A 26190-nucleotide genomic window follows, 5' to 3' on the forward strand; every position below is an offset into this window, starting at 1 on the left:
CCGAGTCGTAAGGCAGCGACCAGCGACAATCCGTTCACGATCGGCACATTGTCGAGGATGAGTGATGCCTAGAACAACCTTCCCTTTTGCCGCCCATGATGTATCCATCCTGGCGCGCAGCCTGAGCCGCGAACTTGAAGCGCTCAGTCAAAAACCAAGCCATGTGCAAATGCTGAACATGCTGGCCCGATCCGCCGGCTATCAGAACTACCAGCATTTCCGCGCCCAAGCCCAAGCCCAGGACCGCCTGGATCACCCACCGGCCCTGCCCGCCCCGGCCGTGGTTGATTTCCGCCGGGTCGAACGCACCGCCCGCCACTTCACCCCATCGGGACAACTGATCCGCTGGCCGCCAAAGGCGCACCAACGATTGCTCTGTCTGTGGGTGTTGTGGTCGGTGGTGCCACCGGCTCAAGTTCTCACCGAGGCTCAAATCAACGAAAGACTGACCGCCGAACACCTGTTCGGCGATCATGCGCTGTTGCGCCGCGCGCTTTTCGATCAGGGACTTGTCACTCGCACCCCAGATTGCCGGCAATACCGGCGCCTGGAACAGCCGCCACCGGCCGAAGCCGCCGCCCTGATCCGGCACATCCGGTTGCGGCGCGACGCCCCTGACAGCAAATCCCGGTGAGTTCCGACCACCGGGATGAATAAGGTGAAGGGGGGAGTGTTGGGGACACTCCCCCCTTCTTTGCCTACCGCCGGTCACTGGGGTTCGGGGACGTTTCCGGCGGCGACAAGACTGGAGGAAGAACGTTTGGGGGCCGTTCTCCCTCCTGGGATTTTCCGCTGCACTGGGGTTCGGGGACGTGAGGCGGAAAACCCCATTACGGTTAGGTGTGAGAGAGGTTCCGTTGGGGCGGAACCTCTCTCGAACGCTTGCTTTCGCCTTTAGGGTTCGGGGACGACGAAAGCAAACGAGGGGAATAACGTCAGGCGGCTTGCACCTCGCGACCAACCAAAGTGAGGTGGACCGGCTTGCGGCGCGGCAGCGAGAAACTAAAGGTACTGCCTTCGCCCAATTGCGACTCGACACAGACCCGGCCGCCCATGTGCTCGACCATGCGGCGGACGATGGCCAAGCCGATCCCGGTGCCGGAATGGCCGTCAATGCCTTCCAGCCGGTGAAAAATCTCGAACAGGCGGACCCGATCATAGGGATCGATGCCGGCGCCGTTATCGATCACCGAAAACACCAGTTGATCGCCTTCGCAGGCAACGCTTACCCGGATCACCGGCTTGCGCGAATGGGCGTGATAGCGAATGGCGTTGTCGAGCAATTGGGTGAATATTTCCGTCAACGCCCGCTCGTCGATCGCCGCCGAAGGCATGGGATCAACCAAGATACTGGCCCCGGCGGCCCGAATTTGTTCGCCCAGACGATCCATGGCGGTGCCGATCGCCGCGCCGACAGCCACTTCGCCATCGGATTCGGGCATTTGATCGACGGCGACAAACGCCTCAAGATCCTTGACCAGCTTGCGCATGCGCTGCGCCCCATCGACCACATGGGCGACATAGCCCCTGCCTTCGTCATCCAGGGCCGAAGCCACATGGCTGGACAAGAGCTGGGCATAAGCGACGACCCGGCGCAGCGGTTCTTGCAAATCATGCGCGGCCACTTCGGCGATGCGTTCAAGATCAGCCACATAACGGCGCAGACGGACCCGGCTGGCCAACAATTCCGATTTTTTCACCGCCAGATCGGCAGCGATGGATTCTTGCATCTTGACCATTCGGTACAACACCAGCAGCGCCGCCCCCAAGGCGAAGCTGACAATGCCGCCAATCAGCAGATGCCACGTCCGCGACCGATCATACACGGCCAAAGCCTCGGATTTGGCCCGCCCGACCAGCACCGAGAGCGGTAGGCTGGGCAACGGACGCAGGCTGACGATACGTTCGGTCCGATCCAACGGCCCCAAAGCCTGCACCGTCACCGCCTGACGCGCCTGAACCGCGTCAAGGACAGCGCCGCCGTCCAAATTGCGCCCCAGAAACGCGCCACCGCCATTAGAGGCAACCCGAGCCACGCCATCGGTGCCGATCACCGCGATAACGCCGTTGTCACCGACATTAATCGAGCCGTAAATCTCGCCCAGATAATTGGGATCGAGGGAGATCACCAAAACCCCGGCGAAATTACCGTTGGTGTCATCCAGACGACGGGTCAGCTGAATGGACCATTTGCCCGAAGTCCGGCCCAGAACCGGCTTACTGACAAATAATTGATCGCTATTGTCCTGGCGGTGAACGCGAAAATGTTCACGGTCGGACAGGTCCACCGGCTTAAAGCCAGGGACATTGCTGTCAGCCAGCCACCCCTTGGCATCAATGCGGGCGATCTGGACTGAAACCCGCTTCAAGATGACGTTGTTGGCCACCGAGCGGTTAAGGTCGAAGTGAACGGGGTCTTGCTGGAACTCGGCGCGCAAATAAAGCAACGTCTGGTCAAGCCCGGCGATGGTCCGCTGGATATGTTCGTCGAAAGCGCGGGCCAGATTGGCGGTATCGGCGCGCGTATCGGCCAAGACCCGCTGATGCTCGGAATTCAGGCTGGCGATGATGCCGATCCAGACCAGCAGCAACAGCACGATACCGAACACGGCAACCGCACGGGCGCCATGGAACTTGACCGCACCGACGGGGGCGGCGCCGATCATCGCCGTCCTTCCCGCAAATGTGTGGCCGCCGCCTTGGTCTTGGGACTAAAGTCCAAGTCCAACGCCCATCCCTGTGCGGCGGCGGCCATCCCGAGGTTCCGGGAAACGGCTCTGTGGTCGTGTTGCGTGGATATTGTCACGCTGGACCTCCTCAATTCGTGGGGCTAGTTATAACTCGCCCCTTTCAATGGAATATCGGGTGTGCTTGAATTCGTGTGAAACACGGTGTGAACAAGGTGTAAACACCTGCCGGTAGAGAGGGAGAAAAACGGTGAACGGACCAGCCAAAGCGCATGTCCTGATCGTCGAGGATGAACCGGTCACCCGTGCGAAGCTGGCCGCTCACCTCATTTCCGAGGGCTTCCAGGTCAGCGAGGCGGCCGACGCCCGCGACATGCGCGCCATCGTTTCGCGCACGGTTCCCGACGTCGTTTTGCTCGATATTAATTTGCCGGATGAAAGCGGCCTGATCCTGGCCCGCGATCTGCGGGCCAAATCATCGGTCGGAATCATCTTGGTGACCGCCCGCCAGGACGAAACCGACCGCATCGTCGGCCTGGAATTGGGGGCCGATGATTACATCACCAAACCGTTCAACGCGCGGGAACTGGCGGTACGGGTCCGTAACCTGATCCGCCGCGTTGCCCCGTCCATGGCGGCCGAGCGTCAGGCCAGCGGCGTCTATACATTTTCCGGCTGGAAACTTGATTGCGACGCCCGCCAGCTGATTTCCGCCCAGGGCGAGGCGGTACGCCTGACCCGCGGCGAATTCGACGTGCTGGCCGCGCTGGCCCGCAATGCCGGGCGGGCCTTGACCCGCGACCAGTTGTTGGACCTGACCCAGCATGACGGCGAAGCGGTGATCGACCGCACCATCGACGTGCTGGTCGGTCGCTTGCGCCGCAAGATCGAAGCCGACCCCAAGCACCCGGCGATCATCGTCACCGTTCACGGTATCGGCTATCGCTTGGCTGGAGCTTAGCTCCTAAACCACCACTTCGTTAAGCGCCTTGAGCGAACGGTCCCACAATTCGCTCAAATCCTTGGCCAGATCCAAGGCGCTGCCGTCGCGGGCGCGGGCCGCGTTCTCGATGGCCCGGCAGCGGGCGGCCAAGGCCAACAGATGCAGGCTCGAGGCAGCCGAGGCCAACCGATGCACCGGCGACGCCAACCCCTCCAGATCGTCGGCGGCGGCCCGGATCAACGCCGCCTCCAGATCCTGAACCGAGGAACGCCCGAACAGATCGACCAGCCCGCGCATGCGTTCATGGCCAAGGTCGCGCAGATCGGCCAGCAAATCGGGCAGATTGACCAGGGCCGGCCCACTGCTTGATTGCCGTTGGCCTGCCGCGGTCCCGCCAGCCATGATGCCGGCGACCTCTTCGACCCGGAACGGTTTGGCCAGACAGCCGTCGATGCCGGCTTCGCGCCAGGCGCGCACGTCCTGTTCCACCGGATTGGCGGTCAAGAGCCAGATATGCTGCGCCGGATCGGCGCCGGGAAGGGCGCGCAGCCGCCGCGCTACTTCCAACCCATCCATGTCGGGCATGTGCTTATCCAGCAAAATCAGGTCGAAACGGCGATGGCGGGCCAGTTCCAGGGCGGTGGGGCCATCGGCGGCGGTAACCGCCTGATGACCGTGACGTTCCAGCAAACCCGAGGCGACCTGCAAATTGACGGCATTGTCATCGACCAGCAGCACCAGTTGCGGCAGCATGGTCTGAATTTCCACTGGCGGCTTTGCGATCGACTGCCCCTGAGGATCGGCGAAGGGAATCTGGAACCAAAATTGCGTGCCGCTGCCGGGGTGGCTGTCAAAGCCGATTTCACCGCCCATCAGGGTGACCAGACGCTTGCAGATGGCCAGTCCCAGACCGGCCCCGCCATAGCGCCGCGCCACCGACGAATCGGCCTGGCTGAATTCCTGAAACAAGATGTCGCGGGCTTCCTCGGGGATACCGATGCCGGTATCGGACACGGTGATGCGCACGGTCCCCTGCGGCTCGACCGGCGCCACCGCGATCATCACCAGACCATGATCGGTGAATTTGATGGCGTTGCCGACAAGATTGAGCAAAACCTGACGCAGCCGCAGCGGGTCGCCCAACACCTCACGCGGGACTTCGGGCGGGAAACGACAGCCCAGCGTCAACCCTTTGTCGGCGGCGCGCGGGGCCATCAGCAGGCGGATATCCTCGACCATGTTCAGCAGATCGAAAGCGGCGGTCTCCAGGGTCAGGCCATCGGCTTCCAGGCGGGAAAAGTCCAAGATGTCGTTGACCAGCCCCAGCAGCAATTCACCCGACGACACCACGGTTTCGGCGAACACCTTTTGCCGTTGGTCCAAGGCGGTGTCCAGCAACAGCCGGGCCATGCCCAAGATGCCGTTCAACGGCGTCCGAATTTCGTGACCGACCGTAGCCAGGAACAGGGATTTGGCTTGTGCCGCCGCTTCCGCCTTGTCACGGGCCTCGCGCAGGGCCTGCTCGGCGTTCTTGCGCTCCACCGCATAACGCACCACCCGCGACAGAATGAAACCGTCGTCGCGCCCCTTGACCAGATAATCCTGGGCGCCGTGCTTCAACGCCTCGATCGCCTGGGAATCGTCATCGTTGCCGGTCAGCACCACCACCGCCATGTCGGGGGCGGCGTCGGTCAGCGCCCGCAAGGTATCCAGGCCAGAGGAATCGGGCAGCGACAGATCGGCCAGCACGACGTTGAACCCGCCCTGGGCGATACGTTCCACCGCCTGGGACAGCTTCGAGCAGATTTCCACCGAAAACACCGTCCGCGGCGCCTTGCGCAACATCAGATCGACCAGCCGGGCATCGGCGGGATCGTCTTCCAACAGCAAGACGCGGATGGCGTCCATGGTCAGGCGGGAAGCCGGACGATGTCGAACCAATAGGTTTCCATCGTGTGGATATGATGGGCGAATTCGTCGGCATCCATGGGTTTGCTGATAAAGCTGTTGGCGCCAAGATTGTAACTGCGAACGATATCGCGCTCGGCTTCCGAGGTGGACAGCACGATCACCGGAATACCGCGCAGGGCCGGATCGTTCTTGAGTTCCTGCAAAATCTCGTGCCCGGAACGGCCGGGCAAATTAAGGTCGAGCAAGATCAGATGCGGTCGCGGCGATTCGGTGAAATTGGCGCCGATCCGACGTAAAAAGCCAAAAGCCTCGGCGGAATCCCGAGCATGGTGCAAGGTGACCGCATGACGGCCTTTGCGCAAGGCGATGCGCACCAATCCGGCATCGGCCAGATCGTCCTCCACCAGCAAAATGTGATACCCGCCCTCGACGTTTCGCATGCCCACCATCCCAATAGCCTACAGGGTCCGGCAATTCCCGCCGCCCCGCAAGCGTAATTTTACGATTCACAACCCCAAGGTGGTGACCTGCCTGCGCATTTTCGGCCAAGTGAAACGGAAGGTGGCGCCACCGTCTGGCGTGTTTTCCACCCAGATTTCGCCGCCTTGACGTTCGACGATCTTGCGGCAAATGGCCAGACCAATCCCCGTTCCTTCATATTCATGGCGGCCGTGCAGGCGCTGAAAAATACCAAAGGCGCGCTCGCGGTGTTCCGGTGGAATGCCGATGCCGTTGTCGATGACGCTGAATTGCCAAAAGGCCCCCAGGTCCCGACACTTGATGGCGATGTGCGGCACCTGTTCGGCATTGCGATATTTCAGCGCATTGCCGATCAGGTTCTGGAACAAGCGGGTCAATTCACCGGAATCGCCCTCGACCACCGGCAAGCCGTCGGGAACGTCGACGATTGCCTGGGTCTCGTCAACTTCGGCTTGCAGGTCCAAAAGCGACAGATCAATCATTCGCCCGGTATCCACCGGGCCGTCGGCGACGCGGCGACCGACACGGGAATAGGTCAGCAGATCGGTAATCAGCGCATCCATGCGCTTAACCCCATCGCGGATGAAATCCATGAATTCACGGGTTTCGTCGTCCAGCTTATCCTCAATGGAATCCTCGATCAGGGTCAGATAGGACCTGACCGTACGCAAGGGCTGTCGCAGATCGTGTGATGCCACATAGGCGAATTGTTCAAGTTCTTCGTTCGAGCGTTTCAGATCGCGGACCACCCCATCCAGTTGGTCTTCCATGCGCTGGCGTTCGGTGATGTCTTGGATGGTCGCATCGACGCGGATGGGGTGACCTTCGTCATCGCGGGCGACCTCGGCTCGGAACTGCGCCACCCGCTCGACGCCATCGCCGCGAATGATGCGAAACTCTTCGACCACGCGGCGGCCGCCGGCCTGGAGCGCGGCATCGATCGCCGTCGCCAGCCGGGTTCGATCATCGGGATGAATACGGTCGAAAAACACTTCGCGGCTGGCGCTGACATCGGCTGGATTAAGCCCCAAGATGGCATGGAACTGCTCGGACCACACTTGGCGGCTTTGGCCCGGCTCCCAGATGGCGCTGCCCACCTGGGCGACGCGCTCGGCATTGGACAGCAAGGCCTGGCTGCGCTGATCAAGGTCGCGATAAGCTTGGTCCAAGCGCTCGACCATGCCGGCAAAGGCTTTCCCCAAACGGGCGATTTCGTCATCGCCGGCGACATGGAAATCAACACTGCCGCCGGCGTCGAAGGCAAAGGCGGTGGCGGCGTCGGCCAACCCCGACAAGGTCCGGGTCAAGCGCCGGCTGGTGATGGTGGCCAAGGCCACCGCCAGCGCGGTGGCGGCGGCGCCGATAATCGACAGCCACAAAGCATATTGCCCCAACGGCAGGTCCAGATCGGCGGCGTCGGCGCCGATGCGCACGACCATCTGACCACGACCGAAACCGTTGGGAAGCATCACCTCGGCCTCGGCGACAACCGAGCTGACGGTCAGCTTTTCCCCCCAAGCGGCGGAAGCTTCGCGGCCCCCGACCCGCACCACCAATTGGCCGCCATCATTGCCGCGGCTTCCTGCCAGCCGCCGGGTCAGATGATCCAGCCGCACGCTCCACACCAACGCCTTGCTGGGGCTGGCCACCCCCGTATTGATGGCCTGCATCATCTCGATCGTGCCGCCATTTTCCGCCGACAACCGACCCGCGCCGACCCCCAAAATCATCGCCGCCTTGTTCCAGTCGCCCAGATCGGCCATGCCGAGATAGCGGACGTTGACCGGGATCGCGCCGATTCGGACATTTTCGCTGGTGCCAACGCTGCGGTCGCCGCGTTCGCTCATGCCGGTGGCGATGGTATCCAAGATCCCCGAGACATGGACGGCCCGCGCCTGGGCCAGTTCGCCCATCTGCCGCTCGACCTGAGCCCGCATCATCCCCGAGGCCACCAACCAGGCCCCGACCCCCATGCAGACGACAAAAAACAAAGCCAATGCCGAGGTGGCCGCCGCCACTCGGGTGGAAAGTCGCTGACTGAGACCGCCGATCACGATAGACGCCATTCCCAATTACATAAGCTTTATCGCGACCATAGGACTAGCCATGCCTGCCAGCAAGCTTGCTATACTGGCGAACATGAACCGCGACTACCCCACCACCCCGTTGCCGGCGGTCCTTGCCGCCGTCACCCGCGACACCCGCCTTGCCTTGGTGCAGCGGAGCAAGGAAGAGCCCCCACGCCGCTGGGGCTTGCCCGGCGGCCTGATCGAACTCGGCGAAAGCCCGACACAGGCCGCTTTGCGTGAACTGCATGAGGAAACCGGCATCATCGCCACCGCCGGCGCCGTCATCGACGTTTTCGACATGATCCGCCGCGACGCCGACGGCCGGGTTCGTCAGCATTTCCTGATTTTGGTGGTGCAATGCCAATGGCGACACGGCGAAGGCGCCGCCGCCAGCGATGCCGCCGCCTTTGGTTGGTTCGACCGCGCCGCCATCGCCCGGCTGGAACATGTCCATGACGCCTTGCCCGGCCTTGCCGATTGCCTGCTGGGGCATGCGCCATGAGCCAAGACGAGGTGCTGCGCTTTCTCGCCGATCCCGCCACCCATGACGGCACCCCGCCCGAGCGCCTGGAAACCCACATCTCGGTGATTTTCCTGGCCGGAGAAAAAGCCTGGAAGCTGAAAAAGGCGGTCAAGCTGTCGTTTCTGGATTTCAGCACCCTGGCTTTGCGTCACGCCGCCTGCCTGTCGGAACTGGCCGTCAATCGTGACGCCGCACCAGAAATTTACCTGGGCGTGACCCCCGTCACCCGCGCCGCCGACGGCGCCCTGCGTCTGGGAGGGGACGGCGAGGTGGTGGAATGGCTGGTGGCCATGCGCCGCTTTGGCCAAACTGACCTATTGTCGGAATTGCTGCGGCGAAATCAGGTGGACCGCGCCTTGATCCAACAGGTGGCCGCCGCCACCTGGCAGGCCCACCAAGCGGCAGCGCATCGTCCCGACAAGGGCGGCGCCGCCGGCCTGAACTGGGTGATCGACACCAACGCCACCGCCCTGACCGCCCACGCCCACATCCTGCCCACGGCAAGGACCCGATCCTTGACCGAGGCGTCGCGCGCGGCCGTCGTCCGGCTGACGCCCTTGCTGGAAAGCCGCCGCGCCAATGGCAAGGTGCGGTGGTGTCACGGCGATCTGCATTGCGGCAACATCTGCCTGTACCAGGGCCACCCGACCTTGTTCGATGCCATCGAGTTTTCCGAAGACATCGCCTGCATCGACGTCTTTTACGATCTGGCCTTCTTGTTGATGGACCTGGATCATCGCGGCGCCCGCATTCTGGCCAGCCATGCCCTCAACCATTACCTGGATTTGTCGGGCGATTACCTGGGGGTGACGCTGCTGCCGCTGCTGCTGAGCCTGCGCGCGGCCATCCGCGCCCATGTGGCCGCCGCCATGGGACAGGCCGACGACGCCACCGTCTATCTGGACGAGGCCTTGGCCTATCTGTCTCCGCCCCGGCCGCGCCTGCTGGCGGTGGGCGGATTGTCGGGCAGCGGCAAATCGCGCATGGGCCGCGAATTGGCGCCGTTCCTGGCGGTCCCCGGCGCGGCGGTGGTGCGCTCGGACGCCTTGCGCAAACAGATCGTCGGCGCCGGCTTGCTGGAGCGGCTGCCGCCCCAGGCCTATGATGCCAAGACCGGTCGGCGCACGTATGCCGCCCTCTACGACATCTGCGAAACCCTGCTGCGCGCCGGCCATTCGGTGGTTGCCGACGCGGTCTTCGCCAAACCCGAACAACGTGCCGCCATTGCCGCGGTGGCGGCGCGGGCCGGCGTCCCCTTTGACGGGTTATGGCTATGGACCGAGCCGGAACTGGCCGAACAACGCATCCAGGAACGCAAGGCCAATGTGTCCGACGCCACCGTGGACATTTTGCGCCGCCAGCTTACCATTGATTTGGGACCGATGGATTGGTCCCGCATCCATACCGGCGGCTCCAAGGATGAAGCCGTGACGGCGGGACGGGCCGCGTTGTGCTTATAGGCGCTTAGGCGCATAATCGGATCATCAGCCTAAGGGGAGATTTGCCATGTCCACCATCAAAACCATTCTGGCGCCCATCGCCGAAGCCGGCGCCGCGCCCGCACCCTTGGAGGCGGCATTTCGCTTGGCTGAATTGTTCAGCGCCCATGTCACCGTCTTGCATGTGCTGGCCGATCCCACCACCGCCGTACCGCTGATCGGTGAAGGCATGTCGGGGGCCATGGTCGAGGAAATGCTGAACGCCGCCGAGGCCCAATCGCGCGCCAGCGCCGATGCCGCCCGCGCCGTCTACGAGGATTTGCGGGCCCGTCACGGCATCGCCGTGCAGGCGGCGCCGCCGGCCGCGACCGTCACCACCGACTGGGTCGAAGTGGTCGGCCGCGAAGAAGAAGTCGTCGCCCATCGTGGCCGGGTCCACGATCTGGTGGTCATGGGCCATGCCGGCGCCGGCAGCGACGATGCCTCGGGCCTCAGCCTCAACGCCGCCTTGCTCGATAGCGGCCGGCCGCTGTTGCTGGCTCCGGCCTCGATGCCGGCATCCCTGGGCAAGCGGGTGGTCATCGCCTGGAACGGCAGCGCCGAATCAGGCCGTGCCGTCGCCGCCGCCCTGCCAATTCTGGAACAGGCCGAAGCCGTCAGCGTGCTGACCGTCAATGAACACGACACCATGGCCGGCGCCGACGACCTGATCGCCTTTTTGGGCTGGCATGGCATCAGCGCCAGCCACCAGGACATTCCCGCCGGCGGCAATGCCGGCATGGCGGTGCTGGATGCCTGCAAGAACGCCATGGCCGACCTGCTGGTGATGGGGGCCTATACCCATTCGCGTCTGCGTCAGCTGATCATGGGCGGCGTCACCCGCCACGTGTTGTCCCATGCCGACATTCCGGTCTTGCTAAGCCACTGATAGCGGTTGCCCGTCGCGCAAGACGGCCTCGGCCGCCGCCGTATAGGCGTTGTCGTCGTCATGGACCAGCAAGCCGGGCAAAATCTCCATCAGAGCTTTCGAATCCTTGCGCGCCGCCACCAGCACCCGGATGGCGGCGCGGTTTCGTTTGGGCCACAGCGGCAGGATGCGGATTTCCCCCACCGGCAGCTTTTCCAGACCGGCAAGGATACGCCCCAGATGGTCCGCGCGATGGATCAGCCATAGCCGCCCCTTGGGCTTGAGGTACTTCACCGCCGCCTTCAACCAGACGGCCAGATCGGCCGTGCCTTCAAGATGGCCGATGGCCTTGCTGTCGGCTTGCGGCGGGCGGATGGTGCCCGGCTCGTACCAGGGCGGGTTGGTGATGACGTGATCAAAACCCGCCCCGCGCAACGCCGCCGGCCGGCTGGTCAAGCAGCCTTCGATCACCCGATAACGCTGTTCCAAGCCATTGGCGACGGCGTTTTCGCCGGCCAAGGCGGCCAGGTGCGGCTGTAATTCCAGGCCGGTAACGGTGACATCGGACAATCGCGCCAACAGGCACAGCCCGGCGGTCCCGACACCGCTGCCGAGATCAAGCACGCTGTCGCCAGCCTGGGCCGCCACCGCCGCCGCCAGGAACACCGGGTCGGAACCGGCGCGATACCCGGTGTGAGGTTGACGCAGGGTCAACTTTCCACCCAAAAATTGGTCCGTTGTGGTGGGAATCGGCTCACCCTTCGGCATGGGACACGACCTTTTGCTTAAGATGTTTGCTGATGTACGCTTGACCGGGTTTCCGCCGCAAGCCTATGTTCACCCTGCGGCAGGGGAACCGAAAGTTTGAGGAGTGGTCGAGTGGCAGTCGTGGTGAGCTTGGAAGAAGAACGGGGCAAGAAGTCCAAGAGCTTCGATACCTTGGTGTCCCTGGTCAAGGACGACCTGGAAAAGGTCAACCGTACCATCATCGACCGCATGCATAGTCCGGTCGAGCTGATCCCGCAACTGGCCGGTCACATCATCGCCGCCGGCGGCAAGCGCCTGCGTCCGGTGCTGACCCTGGCCTCGTCCAAGTTGGCCGGGCATGACGGCGACCGCCATATCAAGCTGGCCGCCTGCGTTGAATTCATCCATACCGCCACCTTGCTGCACGACGACGTCGTGGACGAATCGGACTTGCGCCGGGGCCAGGCTTCGGCCAACGCCCTGTTCGGCAACAAGGCCAGCGTCCTGGTCGGCGACTTTTTGTTTTCCCGCTCGTTCGAATTGATGGTGGAAGACGGCTCGCTGGCGGTTCTGGCCATCTTGTCCCGCGCGTCTTCGGTCATCGCCGAGGGCGAGGTGTTGCAGCTGATCACCGCCAACGACACCGACACCAGCGAAGATTCCTATCTGGAAGTCATCCGCTCGAAGACCGCCGCCCTGTTCGCCGCCGCCTGCCGCATCGGCGCCATCGTCGCCGACCGCCCCAAGGTCGAGGAAGAGGCGCTGGAAGGCTATGGCCTTAACCTCGGCATCGCTTTTCAATTGATCGACGACGTGCTGGATTATTCGGCCAAGCAGGCCGTGCTGGGCAAGACCGTCGGCGACGATTTCCGCGAAGGCAAGATCACCTTGCCGATCATCTTGGCCTTCCGCCGTGGCGACGACGAACAGCGCGAATTCTGGCGCCGCACGGTCGAGCGGCTGGAACAAGAAGATGGCGACCTGGAAAAGGCCATTGCCCTGATGGAAAAGCACGGCGCCCTGGCCGACACCGTCGCCCGCGCCCGCCATTACGGCGAAGTCGCCCGCGATGCCCTGGGCCTGTTCCCCGACACCCCGGTCAAGCAGGCGATGATCGACGTCATCGATTTCTGCATCGACCGGGCCTATTGACGGCTATAACCGCCGCCCCGCCGGCAATTTAAGACGCGCTCCGCCGGCCCAGACCCACCCGGTCCCCGCCGGTGGAAGCGGGTTCATTGGCTTGAACTGCATAACGGGCGACAGCAAATGCAAGGCCAGGGCGCCGGCGAACATCCCGGCGGTTTTGACCGGCGACGCCGTGCCGATCCGCGATTTTACCGCCGGAGCCAACGGCGCCGCCACATGAGCGGTAAAGACGGTGTCGTGCCCGGTATTGATGTGCTGCACCCAACGGGCCAGCGACTCGGCCCAAGGCGCCCATTGAGCCAACGGAATCTGAGTGACGAAATCGCGGAATTCAATGATGATCAGATCATCCTTGGTCTTGTTCGGCGCCGATTTATTCATCCCCATGGACCCCATGGATGACCCGCCGACGGCCATGCGCTGACGTCCGTAAGTCCAGGCGAAGACATCGCGCCCCTGCATCAATCCATCGACCACATCGCCGATGGTTGGTCCTGCTCGGGTCTGTTCCCACAATCCGGTGAAGGACAATTGCAGTCCTTCCTTGATGTCGCTGGGATCACTGTGCAATGCGCGTTTTGCCCGTTTCGCCGAATTGATCACATCCTTCAGCATGCCGTTGCGAAATTTCTGCTGTCCGGTCGGGGAGGACGGCAGATTGTCCCATTCCTTGGTCTGGGTAAAAGCAGTTCCCAGATTGCTGCGGCTCATCAGCGAGGTTATCTGCTTGATGCTCTCGCTCAAGGCCTGACACAGGGAACTCAGAACCACATAGCTGACCACCAAGGCGATCAGCGATTTGTATTCCGCCGAGCGACCGGTAATCTGCGCCCCCGCCGCCAGCGAGCATTCCTTTAGCACCGTGGCCACGGCCAGCCGGTCCCCACGATATTGGATGTCCGTCGCCGTCGGGTCTCCTTGTCGGTTTCCCAGTTCGGTCATCACATGACGCAGCTTTGACATTTTGATACCCGCCGTCATCTGCGGATTGGCCAAGGGCGGCCCGGCCGAGGTGTCCAGCTTCTCCAGAACCCCAAGGGTGGTGGCATTCTGCATCTGCCACAACGGCACACTGGTTCCCCTGGCGCTAAGAGTGGTGATGTCGCGGATAAAAGCCAGCATGTCGCGAAAAACCGCACGCAGCCGGGAAATATCCCCCTCTTCTATCGGATCAAGGACAAATTCGGCGTCGCCCCCATCATTGGTCAGCGCCCAGCCTTCCCCCTTGGCCAAAGCGGTCGCCTTGAACACCGGAATTTCGGAAAAAGAATTTATTCCGACTTTGCGGCTGACATAATTGAGCGGGTCACGCACGGTCCAATTGGTTTGAAATTCAAATCCGAACTTCGGCTGCACCGTCTTGGCCAAGACGGGCGCGGCGGCCGCAACCGGTTTGGCCGGCCCGGCGGTGGCAGCGGGCCGCGTTGCCACAGGGCCGAATTTTGTCGGAGGCGGAGGGTGGCGAAGAACCATTCACAACCTCAAGATGATCGTGAATGTAAAAAATACCATCATGGACGGCAAAATCCAAGACTCTCCTGCATCAGCGCCCCTGGCCTACAGCCATTTTGGGCAAATGCCGAAATCAGCCGGGAAAAACTTCAGGTACTGCACCAGACGCGGCCGCGATCCCCGGTTAGGGGTCGGGCCGTGGGCCAAGGCGTGGTGCCACAACACCATGTCACCCGCCAGCCCGCCAATGGGGGTCATGGTCAAGGTGTCGACGGCGTGCTGGCGCGGCTCTCTCCCCGCCGGCACCGTTTGCAGCCAGTCACCGATTGTCCGCTGCATGCCCGGAACCAGGGCGAACGCCCCTTGGTCGGGATCGGTGTCGGTCAGATAGATCACCCCCTGAATGCCCAGGGGAATGGGCTGCACCAGACTGACATCCCAGTGGATCCCCGGCCCAGGAAAGGGAAGACCGCTGCTTTCCGGGGGATTAAAGCCGATACGGTCGATGCTCGGCCACAGATCGGCGGTCCCCCACAATTGGGCGAAGGCTTTGTGGATACGGGCCGAGTGGCGATTGGCATCCAAAACCGGGTGACGGAACATCTGGACGAAAACGCATTGCTGGTGCGGGCCAAAGCGGCCCCAGCCAGCGGGATCGTCGGGACTCATGCCCTGGGTCCGCCACACCACCTCGGCACTGGCCTGGGCCGCCTGGGGCGAGATGGCCCCGCGTAATCGCACCCACCCCTGGTGTTCCCAATGGGCCAAATCATCGGCATCCAGGACCGGTGGGGCCGCTTCGATCGCGTGCAGACGCGCCGCCGTCGCCGGCGGGACCGCCGCGCCGCTCAGGGCGGCATTGAGCCGTGCGATCCGCTCTGGCGCGAACGGACCGCCATTATTGGCGATGATCCAATCCTCGAAGGCGGCAAAATCGGGACGCTGCCCCAACACATGGCGCATGGTCGGTTCCAGTCCCAACCCCAGACCACTAAACACGATTTGGGTGGTCCGCCATTCATCGGCGGCATGCTCGGCGGCGACAGCCTGATCGCCAAGCCAACGCGACCACAGACGTTTGAGGGCAAAAACCCCCAGTTTCCCACCTTCCCGTTGCTCCGCCAGCGCCATCATGCCCCCCTCGCCGTCCACCTGGCGCATCTTGCATAACGGCCCCTTGGCGCGGACACAACCATGAATAAACAGTCTAAACCTATTCCAGTAACGTCCAATCGCCCCCATGGATCTCGACCATGCGCATGGAATCCAAGGTCAAACCCATGTGATCGGTGGCCGACAGGGTGAAAATGCCTCCCTGGCCGACGAAATCGCGCGTGGCCTCGATCTCGTCGCGCACCTTGGCCTTGTCTGTACTGCCGGCCCGTTTTACCGCCTGCACGTACAGATAAAGCGCGTCCCAGGCATGGCCGGCCATCATGCTGACCTCGTCCCCGCTCCGCCTCTCGAAATCACGCTTGAAGGCGGTCAGAACCGGTTTTTGCCGATCGGATTGGGGCAGCACATCGACAATGGCCAAGGCCGAGGACGGCAAGCGCATGCCGTCGGCGGCGGTGCCGACCAGACGCAGAAAGTCTTTCGATGCGACGCCGTGGGATTGATAGACCGGCACATCCATGGCCAGTTGGCGAATATTACGGGTCACCACCGCCGGCCCCTGCCCGGTGCCGAAGACGAACAACGCCTGCACCCCCGGAGTGGCGCGAATACGGGTCAATTGCGGAGTGACGTCAGGATCGCGCGGCGCATAGGTTTCATCGGCAACGATCTCGATACCATAGGCCGCGGCCAAATCCAGGCATTGGTTGCGACCGGATTTGCCAAACCCGACATTTTCCGACAGCAACGCCACCCGAGACAGCCCACGCCGCCTGATGTCGCCATAGACCTTTTCCGCCGCCAACCGATCCGTTTGTGGCACCTTGAAAGTCCATTTCCGCACCGGTTCGATAATGGCAACGCCGCCGCCCAGCGATAGAAACGGCATTTCCGCCTTTTCCATCATCGACATCACCGCCAACGAGGTCGGCGTCCCCGAGCCGCCGATAATGACATCGACCCGATCGGATTCGATCAGCCGCTTGGCCATGGTCACCGCCTTTTCGGGAACCGAGCCATCGTCGTAAAGCACCAGTTCCAACCGCCGGCCGAGCAGGCCACCCTGGGCGTTGAGACGCTCGATCTCCATCTCCAGGGTCTTTTTTTCCGGGTCGCCCATGGGCGACATCACCCCGGTGGTGGACAGGAAGGAACCAATGCGAATGGGGTCCTCGGCCAACGCCGGAAAAGCAGCAAATGAAAATAGCGCCGCGGCTAAGACTACGCGCATAAATTTCATCTTCGTATCCCAAATCCACCAAAACACACCGAACCAGATAATAGCGTGATTGCTGAATTATTGGCACCGCTTTTCCCTGCCGGTGAAACCATTGCAAAGGCTTGGCGATTTAATTTAAAAGAATTTCAAACACCATAGGATGCTGTTGATGTTGTGGAAAGAAGGCCTGAGTACAGACGTCAATTCCGTTGACCAGCAGCATCGGAATCTCATCCGCGAGGTCGAGGCGTTTTTTGCCCATGTTCATGCCGGTGCGGATCGCCTGTTCCTGGTCGAAGGGCTGGATCGCCTGATTGAGCAGGTCGCCGACCACTTCGCCCATGAAGAACGGGTGATGCGCAACATCCACTTGCCGGGCCTCGCCGTGCATGAACAGCTGCACCGGGCCTTGCTGGACGAAATCCGGGAATTCCGCGAAGAGATGGCCATGGGCGCCAACAACCACCCCGCCGCTGATATCGAGCATTTTCTGAATGCTTGGCTATACCGCCATATCAGCGAGGAAGACCAAAAGATCTTTCAGCATCTGAACCGCCCCTAAGTGCCGCGCGGGCCGGCCGGTCGCCTGGCCCGATCATGGCAAAGGGCGACCGCCATCAATTCTCTAACAGATCCTTGATCACACCCATCATGCGTTCGGCCGCGTGGCTGCATTCGCCCCGTTTCGGGCATCCGCCGGCTAAGGCGCATTGCATCAAACCACTGGTGATGGCGTGTCCGCATGCCCATTCCCCCCGCCCGACATGAGCGGCCGCCTGCTCAACCCGAATTGCGTAGCATTGGCTGTTTTGGCGTTCGACGTGCAAGGACATGACGGCAACCCATCAACGGACAGACCATGATTGATCCATTCCAATTCTACTCAATCGCCAGCGCGGCGAGTGTATTGGTGTGAATCGACATGTGACAGGGTGTGGCGAAAACATTGCCAAGACGTTAGCGCCGATCGGCAAAAGCGCGTGGACGCAAAATTGTATCTGGGTCACTATCGGCTTGGCCTTATCCCTTCGGCATGGACCAAGCAAGGGGGCGCGCCATTGTCAAAGCCGAGGTTTCTTCCGATGAATCGCCGTTCCTTGCTTGCCTCCCTGGCCGCCAGCGCCGTCGCCGCCCCTGCTTATGCCCAGTTCAGCATCGGCAACCTGATCCAAAGCGCCGTTACCGTGGCGGGCGCCTATACCACCGGGGAAAGCGATGAAATCGAGATGGGCGAAAGCTATTACCAGGGCTATCTCAGCAAATCCGGTGGCGTCTATCCCGACAGCGACGCCCAAGAAGCATTGCAGACCTTCGCCCAGCCGCTGATCAACGCCGCCGACCGCAGCGCCCTGGCCTGGGACATCACCTTGGTGGAAAGCGATCAGGTCAACGCCTGGGCCTTACCCGGCGGCAAGATCGCCATCAACAGCGCCCTGGTGTCGCAATGCCGGACCCCGGATGAACTGGCTTCGGTCATCGCCCACGAGATCGGGCACGCCGATCGCGGCCATGGCTTGGCCCAGATCCGCAATCAGGCGCTCATCAGCTCTGCCGGCAGCCTGGGCAAGGAAGCCCTGGGGGCCTGGATCGGCGGTGGCGCCGGCGCCATCGGCGGCGAAGTGCTGTCGGCATTAGAGGGGCCGCTGTATGGCATGATTCTGTCCGGCTATTCCCGCGACCATGAATTCGAAGCCGACGCCCACATTTTGAAGATTTTCGCCCGTACCGGCTATGATCCGAACAGGGCCGACGATTTCTTTCACACCCTGCTCCGCCTGCATCCCCAATCGGACACGACGACCACATCGCTGTTTTCCACCCATCCCGGCACCACCGAACGCATCGCCAGGATCGAACAAGCCGCCGCCAAGACCGAGCGCCGAAACAACGGCGCCCAGACGGCGGGGTGGGATGAGTTGAAGGAACTGTTCCCAACTCCGGCGGGCTGAGCGGCCGGCGGCAAAATCGGCATCAGCCCCGTCAGTTAAAGGCGCAGCCCGGCTGAAAGCCCATCTTCTTCAAGATCATGGCCAGCGGGCAAAAGCCGGTAAAAGCAGCCTGAAACATGTTGAGGCCGACAAAGGCTGTCATCAGCAGCCAATAGGCCGAATGCACCTGCGACAGCACCAGACTGGCCAGAATGACCAAACCGGCAAAGGCGAACACGACACGATCGATGGACATGGGCGATATTCCTTGAAACCGAGAGAAAAGCCGTCTCTGACCCCTTGTTAATTAGATTAGCCTAATATATAAGTCAAGGGTATCGTCACCAGGAGATGATTCCATGTCGCATTTCGTCCTCCCCCTGACCCTGGCCGCCCTCATCGCCGCCTCGCCCGCGCTTGCCGGCGAAATGGTGGTCAAGACCCACAAGGTGGACGACCTGAAGGCGGTATTCGCCACGGTGGAAAGCGTCGATGAAGTCCTGGCCCGCGCCCGGATCACCGGCACCGTGTCGGGCTTGCTGGTGGATGAAGGGACAAGCGTCGAAGCCGGCGTCCGCATCGCCACCATCGGCGACCCCAAATTGGCCCTGGCCACCGCCGGCATCGACGCCCGCCTGAAAGCGGCCGAGGCCGAACGCGATCTGGCCGAAATCGAATTCCGCCGCTCGGGCGATCTGCTGGCCAAGGGCGCCGCGACCCAGGCCCGCGTCGACAATGCCCGCACCCGCCTGGATGTGGCCACCCGCAATATCGCCGCCATTCGCTCGGAAAAGCAGGTCAGCGCCGAACGCAGCGGCGAGGGCGCGGTGCTGGCGCCCGGCGCCGGCCGGGTGCTGAAAGTGCACGTCACCCAAGGCAGCGTGGTCATGGCCGGCGACACCATCGCCACCATCGCCGCCGAGAATTACATCTTGCGCATGGCTCTGCCCGAACGCCATGCCCGCTTCATCAAACTCGGCGATCGGGTGCTGGTGGGGCCGCGCAGCCTCTCCACCATCGATACGCCGCCACGTTTCGGCACCATCCGCCAAGTCTATCCGCGCATCGAGGACGGCCGGGTCATCGCCGATGTCGCCGTCGAGGGCCTGGGCGATTTCTTCGTCGGCGAACGGGTGCCGGTGCATGTGACCACCGGACAACGCCCGGCCATCATTGTTCCGCGGGCGGCGATCAGTCCCCGCTTTGGTCTTGATTACGTCACCGTCAAGGATGTTGGCCCCGTGGTCGTGCAACTGGGCCAGGCGGCCGAGGATGATATCGAAGTGCTGTCCGGTCTGCGCGACGGCGATTTGGTGACGTGGTGAGCGCCATGAAGCTGGGCATCTCGGGCGCCATCGCCAAGCACTTCATCCGTTCGCCGCTGACGCCGCTGTTGCTGCTGGCCTCGCTGGCGGTGGGGTTCATCGCCTTGTCGGCGCTGCCGCGAGAGGAAGAACCGCAGATCAGCGTGCCCATGGTCGATATCATGGTCGCCGCCAACGGCTTAAAGGCGGTGGACGCCGCCGAACTGGTGACCAAGCCGCTGGAAGACATCGTCAAGGGGATCGACGCGGTCGAGCACGTCTATTCCCAGACCAATGACGACCAAGTCATCGTCACCGCCCGCTTCACTGTCGGCACCTCGGAAGATGCCGCCATCTTGCGCGTGCACGAACAGGTGCGCGCCAATTTGCGCGCCCTGCCCCACGGCATCCCCGAGCCGCTGATCATCGGTCGCGGCATCAACGATGTCGCCATCTTGGCGCTGACCATCGCCCCCAAGCCCGAACACGCCGAGCGCTGGAACGACAACGCCCTTTATAATCTGGCCGAAGAGTTGCAGCACGAATTGGTCAAGGTCGATAATGTCGGCCAAAGCTACATCGTCGGCGGCCGCAAGGATCAAGTGCGGGTGGAACCGGACACGGAAGCCCTGGCCCTGTACGGCATCACCCTTAATCAATTGGTCGCCAAGATCGAGAACGCCAACCGTTCGTTCATGGTCGGCGCCGTGCGCGAGGCCGGACGTCATCTGCCGGTGGTCGGCGGTCAGACCCTGACCGGCATTCCCGATATCGGCAATTTACTGCTGCTGTCCCATGACGGCCGCCCGGTCTATGTCAAGGATGTCGCCCGCGTCGTCATCGACGGCGAAGCCGTTGATGCCCGCGCCTGGCAGATCAAAGCCGGCAAGGCGGTGCCCAGCGTCAGCCTGGCCATCGCCAAGCGGGCCGGCGCCAACGCCGTGCTGGTGGCCGAGGAAACCCTGGCCCGGCTTGAACAAATCAAGGACCGCTTGATCCCGCCCACGGTGGATATCACCGTCACCCGCAATTACGGCGAGACGGCGGCGGACAAGGCCGATGAATTGTTGTTCCATCTGGCCTTGGCCACCTTGTCCATCGTCGTCCTGATCACCTGGGCATTGGGGTGGCGCGAAGGCGTCGTCGTCGCCCTGGTGGTGCCGACCACCATCTTGCTGACCTTGTTCGCCAGCTATCTGCTGGGCTACACCATCAACCGCGTCAGCCTGTTCGCCTTGATCTTTTCCATCGGCATCCTGGTCGATGACGCCATCGTCGTCGTCGAGAACATCGTCCGCCACTGGTTGGCCGACAAGACCCGCGACCGCGCCGAAGTGGCGGTGGAAGCGGTGGCGGAAGTGGGCAACCCGACCATCATTGCCACCTTGACCATCATTGCCGCGCTGTTGCCGATGATGTTCGTGTCGGGGCTGATGGGGCCTTATATGAGCCCGATTCCGGCCAACGCCTCCTCGGCCATGATGTTTTCGTTCTTCGTCGCAATCATCATCACCCCGTGGCTGTTGCTGAAAGTGGCCGGACGCTCCAAGACCGGCGGCCACGCCGGGCACCGCGACCGCCTGGGCGATTTGTATCGCCGGCTGGCCCGACCGCTGTTGCAGGGCCGCTCGCGCTCGAAAAAACTGCTGGCCGGCGTCACCATCGCCACCGTGCTGTCCTTGACCATGTTCGGCTTCAAGGCGGTAACGGTCAAATTGCTGCCCTTCGACAACAAGTCGGAAGTCCAGGTCGTGATCGATCTGCCCGAAGGCGCGCCGCTGGAAGACACCGAGCGGGTGCTGATGGATGCCGCCAAGCGGCTGGCCGACCTGCCCGAACTGACCAGCATCCAGGCCTATGCCGGAGCCGCCGCACCGTTCAACTTCAACGGTCTGGTCCGCCACTCTTATTTGCGGTCCGCGCCGGAATTGGGCGATCTGCAACTGAACTTGACCTCTCGGCACGACCGCGACCGTCCCAGCCATGCCATCGCCTTAGACGTGCGCCAGCGTCTGGCCGATCTGGCCAAGCCGGACGGCACCGCCATCCGCGTCGTCGAAGTGCCGCCCGGCCCGCCGGTGCTGTCGACCCTCTTGGCCGAAATCTATGGCCCCGATGCCGACAGCCGGCGGGCAACGGCGGCGCAAGTGCGCGCGGCCTTCGCCAAGGTCGATTACGTCGTCGATATCGACGACACCCTGGCCCATCCGTGGCAGCGCCTGCGCGTTTCCATCGACCAGGAACGACTTGAATTCCACGGCGTCGAACAACAAGCGGTCTATGACACCATCCAAGCGCTGATGGGCGGGGTCAAGGTCGGCTATTCCCATCGCGGCGCCGGCGCCAATCCCAAGGAAATCGTCATCGCCCTGGCCAAGGCCGACAAGCATCCGGGCGAATTGCTGGCCACCACCCCGGTGCCGTCCCGTCATGGCGTGGTTGAACTGGGCGACGTGGTCGAAATCAGTTACGAAGCCGCCAGCTCGCCCATCTTCCGCCGTGACGGCCGCTACGCCGAAATGGTTCAGGCCGAACTGGCTGGCCGCTACGAGGCCCCGATCTACGGCATGTTCGCGGTCGAGGATCACCTGCCCGCCGCCATCACCGTCAAGTATCATGGCCAGCCGCTCGACGAATCCCATCCGACGCTTTTGTGGGACGGCGAATGGGAAATCACCTATGTCACCTTCCGCGACATGGGGGCCGCCTTCGGCGTCGCCATTCTCGGCATCTATCTGCTGGTGGTGGCCCAGTTCGGCAGCTTCCGTCTGCCCCTGGTCATCTTGGTGCCCGTGCCCTTGACCCTGATCGGCATCGTCATCGGCCACATGCTGTTCAACGCCCCGTTCACCGCCACCTCGATGATCGGCTTCATCGCCCTGGCCGGCATCATCGTTCGCAATTCCATCTTGCTGGTGGATTTCATCCGTCACCGTCTGGGCGAAGGCGCCAGCATTCGCCAAGCCGTGCTTGATTCGGGGGCGACCCGTTTCAAGCCCATCGTGCTGACCGCGGCGGCGGCGATGATCGGCGCCGCCTTCATCCTGGCCGACCCCATCTTCCAGGGTCTAGCCATCTCGCTGGTGTTCGGCCTGTTGTCATCCACCGCCCTGACCCTGGCGGTCATCCCGGCGCTGTATATCTGGCTGCGCGACGACGGCCGCGAACTGGAATGATTATATAAATTATAACCTGATATTTTTGAGAGTCATTAATAGAGAAATCTATTTTTACGAGATCAGTAATTGCCAAAAAGTTGCTTGTTGCGGTAAAATGATCGCAACAAATGTATTTAGCTGAGGGCACCTAAATCGTGACAAAAAATACGAACAGCGACACAGAAGCACTCATAGATGAGCTAAAAAAATTGTATTCTAGCAGAAGAATACATCTATCGCGGAGCCAGCTGTCAGAAAATGCAAAAATTAACCGCCCCCGGCCTAGCGACTTAAACCCCCGCGCTCAGGATCGTTATGGCGAAAACGATATTACAGATGTGTTCGAATACACAAATGATTTCTTCAAGAACACTGAACGCTGCTTATTTAAATTACCGCCAGGCAGAGAAGTATTCAACAAAGAATATGGTTACTGTTATCCATCCGATAAGCATGTAGAGAATTTCACACATCAGGAAGGATACAGGGGACACATAAACAGATCAGAAAGATCTGTCGACGACTGGGTTTGTAATATTATCAATAAAATAAATTTAAATAACATATCAAAGACGGAACAATACCTCCCACACATAGAGTTCATAACTGGTAAAGTTGGAAGCGGAAAATCAACGTTCGTTAATTTTTTCTCAGAAGGATACAGAGATAAGTTTATAGAAAACAATATACTTTTTACACTAATCCCTCACGACTTATTCTCATCAAAGATAAGTGCAGACAGAACGAAACAAGCACTCACAGACGACATTAGATACATTGAAATAACAAAGACAATACAAAGAAGCATTGCAGCATCGTTTAGTCAAAACGATATCTTAATAAACAAAATTGGCGGAAGAGAGAAGGCTCGAGATGATTTTAGCGAATTCTGCAAAAACAAAGGAGCCGCATTCGACAAGAAAGACCTCCATTCAGTAGTTTACCCCAACACACCTGTTGGTGAAAATACACTCAGATCACTCTCGTACTTACCGCAATTTCTTGCAATAAAGGGAATAAAATTCCTCGTTAGCATAGACGGATTAGATGCACTCAGCTTTGGCTCAATTGTAAAAGGAGAATACACACAACTATTCAATGACTTGGCGACGGTGATATTTGGAGAAAAACAACGCCACCATACTATCCCGCACACAAATTACATTATAACCCTAAGGGACTGCACCTACGAGACGTTTGTCTGCGCGCACTCCGAGCGACTCCGCAGGGTGGAGCAACGCAAACTTGTTCCATGTGAATTCAATACCCTATTGAGAAGAGGCGTCGCCTATTTCATTCAACATGATAAATCAGAAAAGTCTTTCTGGAGAGGGAGAGAGGATTCCGTTGAATGGTTTTGGAGAAAACTTTTAGAAACAATGTCAAAGGCACTTGGCATTAAAAATGACGAAGAAATATCAAAGTTTTTTGATTACAACCATAGACAACTAATGGAGTCCGTGATTGAAGTTGCGACATTTGTTCTGTCAGGTACAATTAAGGGAAAGGACTCAGAGTTTAAAGATATTTTTGATTTATTTGAGTACATAAAAAGAGACGGAAGCTACTTATCTTCATCAAGTCAATATGATATATTTGAGGCATTCCTAATCCGGGATAGAATTGGTTTCTTCAATAAAGTACAGCTTGGAAAAAAATACAGCCACGATATATTCGGGGCTACGGTTGACAATCTATTTAACTACCACCTTGACCACAAAGATCAAATTGACATACCAAATTTTCTTCTAATAAAAGTTCGTATTTTACAGTACCTTGACAAAATAAATGACTATTGCGACATAGAGTCTATTGATGAACTGTTGAAATGCCTTGGATATCACTGCTCCCGGAACGAACTAACAGACATAATGGAGATTTTGCAGGCAGGAGGTTTCGTTAAAATTGTTTACAAAAACGACAAATACACTTACAGTATAAGTAATTTTGGGTATATCGCTATAAACAGAATGCTGTTTAATATGAGATACATTGAAAATGTAATATTAGATACATTTGTGCCAAGGATTTTATCATCAAAGTTCAAGGGACAATATAAGCATAATAGTGTCGTCTCTATATCCCGCTGGATTGAGCAATCACTTATAAATACATTCTTATTTTTACAGGTGATTATGGAGATAGAGAGAGCGGAATGTGAGATTTTTGAGAAAAACAAGGGAAATCTATTATTTGATAATTTCTATTTTCGTATATCACCGAAACTCACGGAAACAATATGTGACTTTATAGATAATATTGACGAATCAAGAACAGTTAATTTCAGAACACTATCTGACAACATAGTCAGAATAATACAAGAATATAAAGATAATAAAGAGCAGCCACCCCATCAATTAGACTAAGCCAATTGACATTTTCACACCATGTCCGGCCAGACAATATTTGTCGCCGATGCCCTTGACGGTCAGGCTGGCGGCGAACATGCGCGGATCGCAGGAATTATCGGCGAACATGTCGTAATGACACGGGATGGCCAGCCGTGGATTGACGCGGCGGGCCAATTCCGCCGCTTCCCAATGCGACAGATTGGCATAGCCGCCATTAATGCACACCGCCATGGCGTCGGGCCGGTGCGGCAAACCTGATTCGGCCAGCAGGTCACACCAGGCGGTATCGCCGGTGATCCACAATTTCGGCCCCTCATCCACTTCGACGACAAAGCCCATATGGGTCTGATCGCTGGTGTCGGTGGGCAAGGCAAAGGTGCCGTGCAGGCGGATATCGTCCATTTCCACCGCGTCGCCCGGCCAGGTCAACAAACAATCCGACGGCGAAGCGCCGGCCTCGGCAAAGACCGCCTGTGTCTGCGCCGGCCCCAGGAAACCGGCAATGCGTCCCGCCTGACAGGCCGGACACAAGCTCTGCGGATCGGCATGATCCTTATGCGAATGGGTACAGGCCAACAGGTCGGCGTGCAGATCCTCGGGGGCGATCAGCACCGGCACCTGACGGCGCACATCCAGGCCGCGACGCGATGGATTGCAGGAATCGGATAAATAGGGGTCGATTACCAAAATCTTGCCGGCGGGGGATTTGATAACCCAGCCGTTCTGGCCCAAGAACCACACGGCCATGGTCTTGCGGTCAACGATAGTGGCGGCGATTTCGTCCATCAGCTTCATCACCCCAAGGTG

General features: G+C 60.2%; 21 protein-coding genes. 11 read left to right on the forward strand and 10 right to left on the reverse strand.

Annotated elements, in window-relative coordinates; translation table 11 throughout:
* The first annotated feature begins 64 nt into the window (after positions 1–64).
* Positions 65–634: a DUF2087 domain-containing protein gene (locus tag KEC16_RS08195; protein ID WP_211547704.1), complete on the forward strand. Its 570-nt coding sequence runs from the start codon at positions 65–67 to the stop codon at positions 632–634.
* Positions 635–935: 301 nt separating this feature from the next.
* On the opposite strand, the gene KEC16_RS08200 is transcribed toward KEC16_RS08195, so the two are convergent.
* Positions 936–2666 carry a sensor histidine kinase gene (locus KEC16_RS08200; RefSeq protein WP_211547706.1) on the reverse strand — a complete coding sequence of 577 codons (1731 nt, stop codon included), beginning with the start codon at positions 2664–2666 and terminating at the stop codon, positions 936–938.
* A gap of 271 nt (positions 2667–2937) precedes the next feature.
* On the opposite strand from KEC16_RS08200, the gene KEC16_RS08205 reads away from it, so the two are divergent.
* Entirely contained in the window at positions 2938–3648 is a 711-nt protein-coding gene (locus KEC16_RS08205; RefSeq protein ID WP_211547708.1) for a response regulator, read from the forward strand.
* 3 nt (positions 3649–3651) lie between these two features.
* Here KEC16_RS08205 and KEC16_RS08210 read toward each other — a convergent pair whose 3' ends face one another.
* From KEC16_RS08210 to KEC16_RS08220, 3 genes are all read right to left on the reverse strand, one after another.
* Positions 3652–5571 (reverse strand): response regulator, encoded by a 1920-nt coding sequence (locus KEC16_RS08210; protein WP_249208938.1) that lies wholly within the window; start codon positions 5569–5571, stop codon positions 3652–3654.
* A complete protein-coding gene (locus KEC16_RS08215; protein ID WP_211547710.1) occupies positions 5541–5981 on the reverse strand; it encodes a response regulator in 441 nt (146 codons plus the stop codon). Before KEC16_RS08215 ends, KEC16_RS08210 begins: the two co-directional genes overlap by 31 nt.
* 66 nt (positions 5982–6047) lie before the next feature.
* Complete coding sequence (locus KEC16_RS08220) at positions 6048–8087, reverse strand: sensor histidine kinase (RefSeq protein WP_211547712.1); 2040 nt, start codon at positions 8085–8087, stop codon at positions 6048–6050.
* 40 nt (positions 8088–8127) lie between these two features.
* Between KEC16_RS08220 and KEC16_RS08225 the strand changes: the two genes are divergently transcribed.
* Genes KEC16_RS08225 through KEC16_RS08235 form a run of 3 tightly spaced genes read left to right on the forward strand, consistent with a single transcriptional unit; the run spans position 8128 to position 10980 of the window.
* Positions 8128–8592 (forward strand): NUDIX hydrolase, encoded by a 465-nt coding sequence (locus tag KEC16_RS08225; protein ID WP_249208940.1) that lies wholly within the window; start codon positions 8128–8130, stop codon positions 8590–8592.
* Complete coding sequence (locus KEC16_RS08230; protein ID WP_211547715.1) at positions 8589–10073, forward strand: bifunctional aminoglycoside phosphotransferase/ATP-binding protein; 1485 nt, start codon at positions 8589–8591, stop codon at positions 10071–10073. The genes KEC16_RS08225 and KEC16_RS08230 overlap by 4 nt, the downstream gene beginning before the upstream one ends.
* Positions 10074–10119: 46 nt before the next feature.
* A complete protein-coding gene (locus KEC16_RS08235) occupies positions 10120–10980 on the forward strand; it encodes a universal stress protein (RefSeq protein ID WP_211547717.1) in 861 nt (286 codons plus the stop codon).
* Here KEC16_RS08235 and KEC16_RS08240 read toward each other — a convergent pair.
* The gene (locus KEC16_RS08240; protein WP_249208942.1) at positions 10969–11673 is read right to left on the reverse strand and encodes a tRNA1(Val) (adenine(37)-N6)-methyltransferase; all 705 of its coding nucleotides are present in this window, start codon (positions 11671–11673) and stop codon (positions 10969–10971) included. The genes KEC16_RS08235 and KEC16_RS08240 overlap by 12 nt on opposite strands.
* Before the next feature lie 165 nt (positions 11674–11838).
* Between KEC16_RS08240 and KEC16_RS08245 the strand changes: the two genes are divergently transcribed.
* Positions 11839–12858 (forward strand): polyprenyl synthetase family protein, encoded by a 1020-nt coding sequence (locus KEC16_RS08245; RefSeq protein WP_211547720.1) that lies wholly within the window; start codon positions 11839–11841, stop codon positions 12856–12858.
* Positions 12859–12861: 3 nt separating this feature from the next.
* Here KEC16_RS08245 and KEC16_RS08250 read toward each other — a convergent pair whose 3' ends face one another.
* The 3 genes from KEC16_RS08250 to KEC16_RS08260 all read right to left on the reverse strand — a co-directional run bounded on the left by KEC16_RS08250 (position 12862) and on the right by KEC16_RS08260 (position 16654).
* Positions 12862–14286 (reverse strand): hypothetical protein, encoded by a 1425-nt coding sequence (locus KEC16_RS08250; protein ID WP_211547722.1) that lies wholly within the window; start codon positions 14284–14286, stop codon positions 12862–12864.
* A gap of 126 nt (positions 14287–14412) precedes the next feature.
* Entirely contained in the window at positions 14413–15468 is a 1056-nt protein-coding gene (locus tag KEC16_RS08255; RefSeq protein ID WP_211547724.1) for a phytanoyl-CoA dioxygenase family protein, read from the reverse strand.
* Positions 15469–15520: 52 nt separating this feature from the next.
* Positions 15521–16654: an ABC transporter substrate-binding protein gene (locus KEC16_RS08260; RefSeq protein ID WP_249208946.1), complete on the reverse strand. Its 1134-nt coding sequence runs from the start codon at positions 16652–16654 to the stop codon at positions 15521–15523.
* Positions 16655–16811: 157 nt separating this feature from the next.
* Between KEC16_RS08260 and KEC16_RS20190 the strand changes: the two genes are divergently transcribed.
* Entirely contained in the window at positions 16812–17204 is a 393-nt protein-coding gene (locus tag KEC16_RS20190) for a bacteriohemerythrin (RefSeq protein WP_211547728.1), read from the forward strand.
* Between the two features lie 520 nt (positions 17205–17724).
* On the forward strand, positions 17725–18591 hold the full coding sequence (locus tag KEC16_RS08270) for a M48 family metallopeptidase (RefSeq protein WP_211547730.1): 867 nt from the start codon (positions 17725–17727) through the stop codon (positions 18589–18591).
* A gap of 31 nt (positions 18592–18622) precedes the next feature.
* On the opposite strand, the gene KEC16_RS08275 is transcribed toward KEC16_RS08270, so the two are convergent.
* Positions 18623–18826 (reverse strand): YgaP family membrane protein, encoded by a 204-nt coding sequence (locus KEC16_RS08275; protein ID WP_211547732.1) that lies wholly within the window; start codon positions 18824–18826, stop codon positions 18623–18625.
* 103 nt (positions 18827–18929) lie between these two features.
* Here KEC16_RS08275 and KEC16_RS08280 point away from each other — a divergent pair, with 103 nt between their 5' ends.
* The 3 genes from KEC16_RS08280 to KEC16_RS08290 all read left to right on the forward strand — a co-directional run bounded on the left by KEC16_RS08280 (position 18930) and on the right by KEC16_RS08290 (position 25398).
* Entirely contained in the window at positions 18930–19895 is a 966-nt protein-coding gene (locus tag KEC16_RS08280) for an efflux RND transporter periplasmic adaptor subunit (protein ID WP_249208950.1), read from the forward strand.
* Positions 19896–19900: 5 nt separating this feature from the next.
* A complete protein-coding gene (locus KEC16_RS08285; RefSeq protein WP_211547734.1) occupies positions 19901–23050 on the forward strand; it encodes an efflux RND transporter permease subunit in 3150 nt (1049 codons plus the stop codon).
* Positions 23051–23187: 137 nt separating this feature from the next.
* Entirely contained in the window at positions 23188–25398 is a 2211-nt protein-coding gene (locus KEC16_RS08290) for a hypothetical protein (protein ID WP_211547736.1), read from the forward strand.
* On the opposite strand, the gene KEC16_RS08295 is transcribed toward KEC16_RS08290, so the two are convergent.
* On the reverse strand, positions 25390–26178 hold the full coding sequence (locus tag KEC16_RS08295) for an MBL fold metallo-hydrolase (RefSeq protein WP_249208952.1): 789 nt from the start codon (positions 26176–26178) through the stop codon (positions 25390–25392). The two genes, KEC16_RS08290 and KEC16_RS08295, sit on opposite strands and share 9 nt — an antisense overlap.
* Positions 26179–26190 lie beyond the last annotated feature (12 nt).

Origin of the sequence: Magnetospirillum sulfuroxidans (assembly GCF_018224925.1) — a bacterium.
Classification (GTDB): domain Bacteria; phylum Pseudomonadota; class Alphaproteobacteria; order Rhodospirillales; family Magnetospirillaceae; genus Magnetospirillum; species Magnetospirillum sulfuroxidans.